The 4,798-nt window shown below is 65.8% G+C and carries 5 protein-coding genes; 3 read left to right on the top strand and 2 right to left on the bottom strand.

All coding sequences use genetic code 11. From position 1 onward, the window contains the following. Nucleotides 1-114: 114 nt before the first annotated feature. Both RIF85_RS14530 and glmS read right to left on the bottom strand, forming a co-directional pair. A complete protein-coding gene (locus RIF85_RS14530; RefSeq protein ID WP_309072614.1) occupies nucleotides 115-486 on the bottom strand; it encodes a holo-ACP synthase in 372 nt (123 codons plus the stop codon). Nucleotides 487-494: 8 nt separating this feature from the next. Next, entirely contained in the window at nucleotides 495-2,417 is a 1,923-nt protein-coding gene (glmS, locus tag RIF85_RS14535; protein WP_309072615.1) for a glutamine--fructose-6-phosphate transaminase (isomerizing), read from the bottom strand. Between the two features lie 123 nt (nucleotides 2,418-2,540). On the opposite strand from glmS, the gene coaA reads away from it, so the two are divergent. The 3 genes from coaA to mscL all read left to right on the top strand — a co-directional run. Next, the gene (gene coaA, locus RIF85_RS14540) at nucleotides 2,541-3,521 is read left to right on the top strand and encodes a type I pantothenate kinase (RefSeq protein ID WP_375164463.1); all 981 of its coding nucleotides are present in this window, start codon (nucleotides 2,541-2,543) and stop codon (nucleotides 3,519-3,521) included. Nucleotides 3,522-3,556: 35 nt separating this feature from the next. Further along, entirely contained in the window at nucleotides 3,557-4,450 is an 894-nt protein-coding gene (locus RIF85_RS14545; protein WP_309072616.1) for a M15 family metallopeptidase, read from the top strand. A gap of 94 nt (nucleotides 4,451-4,544) precedes the next feature. Beyond that, nucleotides 4,545-4,798, top strand: a 254-nt coding sequence (gene mscL, locus RIF85_RS14550) for a large conductance mechanosensitive channel protein MscL (RefSeq protein ID WP_309072617.1), incomplete at its 3' end; no start/stop codon positions are given.

Below are 4,798 nucleotides of genomic sequence, written 5' to 3' on the forward strand. Positions count from 1 at the left end.
GCGAGGCCGTGCGCTGCACGCTGCATGAGCTCGTCGCCGAGGCCGGCCTCGAGCAGCGGGGATTCCGCTGCCCGGACCGAACTCCCGGCATAAGCACTAAGCATGCTTAGAATCCTAGCGGGTGGTGTCCGGATATTCCCCTTCGGCCACCACCATGGCGGTTGCGACACCGCCGTCGTGACTGAGCGACAGGTGCCAACGCTGCACGCCGCGCTTCTCAGCCACGGCCTGCACGGTGCCTGAAACCTGGACGGTGGGGCTGCCGTTGGCGTCAAGACCGATCCAGCAGTCCTGCCAGTTCATCCCGGCGGGAGCACCCAGCGCCTTGGCTACCGCTTCCTTGGCGGCGAAGCGCGCCGCGAGGGACCGGATGTTGAGCTCGCGCTCCGCGCCGACGAACAGGCGGTCACGCAGCCCGGGGGTCCGCTCAAGCTGGCGCTCGAACCGGGCTACGTCCACCACGTCGACGCCGATGCCGATGATCATCGGGCTGCCTACTCGACCGTGACGGACTTCGCGAGGTTGCGGGGCTGGTCCACGTCGTAGCCCTTGGCGGAAGCCAGCTCCAGCGCGAAGATCTGCAGCGGAACGGTGGTGAGCAGCGGCGCGAGCAGCGTCGAGGTCTGCGGGACGTGGATGACGTGCTCGGAGAACGCCTCCACCGAGTCGTCCCCCTCCTCCGCGATCACGATGGTGATGGCGCCGCGGGCGCGGATCTCCTGAATGTTGGAGACCACCTTGGAGTGCAGGGAGTCGCGGCCACGTGGAGACGGCAGGACGACGACGACCGGCTGGCCCTCTTCAATCAGTGCGATGGGGCCGTGCTTGAGCTCACCCGCAGCGAACCCTTCAGCGTGGATGTAGGCGAGCTCCTTGAGCTTGAGCGCCCCTTCCATGGCCACGGGGAAGCCGACGTGGCGGCCGAGGAACAGCACCGACTTGGCATCGGACATCTCCCGGCCGAGCTTCTTGACGTCGTCCGCGTTGTCGAGAACCTGCTGAATCTTGGCGGGCATCTCGCTGAGGTCACCCATGATGCGGTTGATCTCGTCGCGGAACTTGTTGCCGCGCAGCTGGGCCAGGTAGAGGCCCAGCAGGTAGGCAGCGGTGATCTGCGCGAGGAACGCCTTGGTCGATGCGACCGCGATCTCCGGACCGGCGTGCGTGTACAGGACGGCGTCGGATTCGCGCGGGATGGTGGAGCCGTTGGTGTTACAGATGGCGATCACCTTGGCGCCCTGTTCCCGGGCGTAGCGGACGGCCATCAGGGTGTCCATCGTTTCGCCGGACTGGGAGATCGCGACCACGAGCGTCTTCTCATTGACGATCGGGTCCCGGTAACGGAACTCGTGGGAGAGCTCGATCTCGGTGGGGATGCGGCACCAGTGCTCGATGGCGTACTTGGCGACCTGGCCGGCGTACGCGGAGGTACCGCAGGCGAGGACAACGATCTTGTCGACCGAGCGCAGGATCGACTCGTCGATGCGGAGCTCATCCAGCACCAGGTTGCCCTTGGCGTCGGTGCGGCCCAGCAGGGTCTGGCCAACGGCGTCGGGCTGGTCGTTGATTTCCTTCTCCATGAAGGAGTCGTAGCCGCCCTTTTCCGCTGCAGCGGCGTCCCAGTCGACGTGGAACTCCTTGCCTTCGGCGGGCGCACCGAAGAAATCGGTGATGGTGACGTCTTCGGGCGTGATGGTGACGACCTGGTCCTGGCCCAGCTCGACTGCGCGGCGGGTGAAGTCAATGAACCCTGAGACGTCGGAGCCGAGGAAGTTCTCGCCGTCGCCGAGGCCCACAACGAGAGGTGAGTTGCGGCGGGCGGCAACGACGACGTCGGGCGCGTCCTGGTGGATGGCCAGCAGGGTGAAGGCACCCTCGAGGCGCTGGCAGGCTTCCTGCATGGCTTTGGTCAGTGTGTCCTCGGTGCCGGCTTCGGCAAGGCGGCGGTAAATGCTGCCCAGCAGGACCGCTGCCACTTCGGTGTCGGTGTCGGAGATGAACGTTGCGCCGGCGTCGAGGAGTTCGACCTTCAGTTCGGCGAAGTTCTCGATGATGCCATTGTGGATGAGGGCGAGCTTGCCGTCGTCAGCGAGGTGGGGGTGGGCGTTCTGGTCCGTGGGCCCGCCGTGCGTGGCCCAGCGGGTGTGACCGATTCCGGTGAGTGAGTCCGGAAGGGGTTCGGCCTCCAGCTCGGCGACCAGGTTGGTGAGCTTGCCCGACTTCTTGCGTGACTGGATGCCGTTCTCGGTCAGCACAGCCACACCCGCGGAGTCATAGCCGCGGTACTCGAGCCGGCGCAGGCCTTCCATGACAACATCAAGGGCGCCGTGGCTGCCGTTTGAATCGACGTCGTCAATTACCGCGCTGTTCAGGGAGGCGCCGCTGTTGCGGCCTACGTATCCTACGATTCCACACATGGGCTTAAGCCTACCTGCCGCGCACCCGTTCCCCTGTCGCGCTCGCACGCGGTGAGGTGAGCCACACCGCGTGCGCCGTCCACCCGTTTGTTAATGTCCAGACCAGGGGGCAGAATTCCTAGGGTGAGTGAGCAATCGTCCGGAATCGGGCCCACGGCAACGGTGGACGCTGGTGTCACACCGTACGTCGAACTCGAACGGCAGACGTGGGCTCGCCTGTCCAATGAGATCGAGTCCCCACTCAACCTGGAGGACATCAGGCGGCTGCGCGGCCTCGGAGACGCGCTCAACCTCGATGAGGTGCGCGAGGTCTACCTGCCCCTGTCCCGGTTGCTCTCCCTCTATGTTGCTGCTGCCGGTGAGCTGCATGCCGCAACCAACACGTTCCTTGGCGAGACCACCACCCGGACGCCGTTCGTGATCGGGGTGGCCGGCTCGGTGGCTGTCGGCAAATCCACGACAGCCCGTGTGCTCCGCGAACTCCTGCGGCGCTGGCCTGGCACGCCGAACGTTGAACTGGTGACGACCGACGGATTCCTGTACCCGAACGAGGAACTGGAACGCCGCGGCCTGATGCAGCGGAAGGGCTTCCCGGAGTCCTACGACCGTCGTCGTCTGCTGCGCTTTGTCAGCGAGGTCAAAAGCGGGGCCGAGGAGGTCCGTGCTCCCTGGTACTCGCACCTGACGTACAACATCGTTCCGGGGCGGGAAGTGGTGGTCCGGCGGCCGGATGTGCTGATCGTCGAAGGACTGAACGTTCTCGCGCCCGCACGCACCCGCTCCGATGGACGCTCCGGCCTTGCGCTCAGCGATTTCTTCGACTTTTCCATCTATGTGGACGCCAAAACCTCCTATATTGAGGAGTGGTACGTCCAGCGTTTCCAGTCGCTGCGCAGCGGTGCCTTCGCGAACCCGGAGTCCTACTTCCACCGGTACGCCTCCCTCACGGATGAAGAGGCACGCGAAACCGCACTCGGCATCTGGCACCGCATCAACGAACCGAACCTTATGGCCAATGTCCTTCCCACCCGCGGCCGCGCCACCCTGGTCCTCACCAAGGAAGCCGACCACTCGATCCGAAGAATGCTGCTACGAAAAACCTGACGGCGCCCACGCGGCACCGCTCCTCCCCTGTGTGGGTGACGACGGCGGTGCTGCTCGTCGCGCTGTCAGGCTGCGGTACGCCTGCCCCTACCGTCGAGGCCACAACGACGGCGGCGCAAACGGCTCCAGCGACAACCGCACCTCCCAGCCCTGCCGCCACCCTCACTCCCGGGACCATTCCGGCTCCGGCCCAGCGCGCACCCGAGCCCGCTGACTCCCCTGCAGCCGCGCCTTCCACTGCTGCTCCGCAGGCCGTGCCGACTGCCTCGCCGACTGCCGTGCCGAGTGCAGCCCGCTCATCCGCTGCTGCGCCCCGTCCCGAGCCGGCCGAGTACAGCGACCCGTCGTCGCTGACCGTAGTGGTCAACAAGCGCCGGCCGTTGAACCCCGTTGATTACTTCCCGTCCGGGCTCGTGCTGCCGTCGGTGCCGCTCGCGGTGCAGGAACCGAATGCACTGCTGCGCGGCGAGACCGCAGCAGCAGTCGAGGACCTCTTCGAGGCCGCGGCGAACGACGGCGTCGGCCTCACCCTGGTCAGCGGGTACCGCTCCTATCAGGACCAGGTGTCCACCTACGCCCACTGGGTAGCCCAGAACGGCGGCAACACCGATGCCGCAGACCGTATCTCAGCGCGGGCCGGATTCTCGGAGCATCAGACGGGGCTCGCGTTCGACGTCGGGCAGTCCGACGGCGCGTGCACCCTGGCCCCGTGCTTCGCGGACACCGCGGCCGGGCAGTGGATGGCCGCCAATGCGCACCGGTTCGGCTTCATCCTGAGGTACCCGGCCGGGGCGGAAGCTGTCACCGGATTCTCCGGCGAGGCCTGGCATTACCGGTATGTGGGCGTGGACGTCGCCGAAGCGATGCGGAACGACGGCGCCGCCACCCTCGAAGAGTACTTCGGCCTCCCTGCCGCCCCCGGTTACTGATTCCGGTTACTGTTCCCCAGGAAGTCTTGTGTAGCCCTGGCGACCTCGCGCCGCCTCACCGGATCCGGACGGAACATCCCGTAGCGTGAAACCCATGATCAACGGTTTCAAGGAATTCATCATGAAGGGCAACGTCATCGACCTGGCGGTTGCCGTGGTAATCGGTGCGGCTTTCAGCGCAGTGGTCAACGCCCTCGTGGAGAGCGTCCTCATGCCCCTGATCTCAGCGCTGGTGGGCTCACCCAACTTCGACGATTTCGCGAAGGTGACCATCAACGGCAACGAGATCCTGTTCGGGGTCTTCCTCACCGCCATCGTCAATTTCCTGCTCATTGCGGCCGCCGTCTA

The sequence above is a fragment of the Arthrobacter sp. genome (assembly GCF_031179385.1).
Lineage (GTDB): Bacteria > Actinomycetota > Actinomycetes > Actinomycetales > Micrococcaceae > Arthrobacter_D.

Bases quoted from the DNA above. Each gene is read 5' to 3' on its own strand.
- RIF85_RS14530 (WP_309072614.1), bottom strand. From the start codon at position 486: ATGATCATCGGCATCGGCGTCGACGTGGTGGACGTAGCCCGGTTCGAG.
- glmS (WP_309072615.1), bottom strand. From the start codon at position 2,417: ATGTGTGGAATCGTAGGATACGTAGGCCGCAACAGCGGCGCCTCCCTG.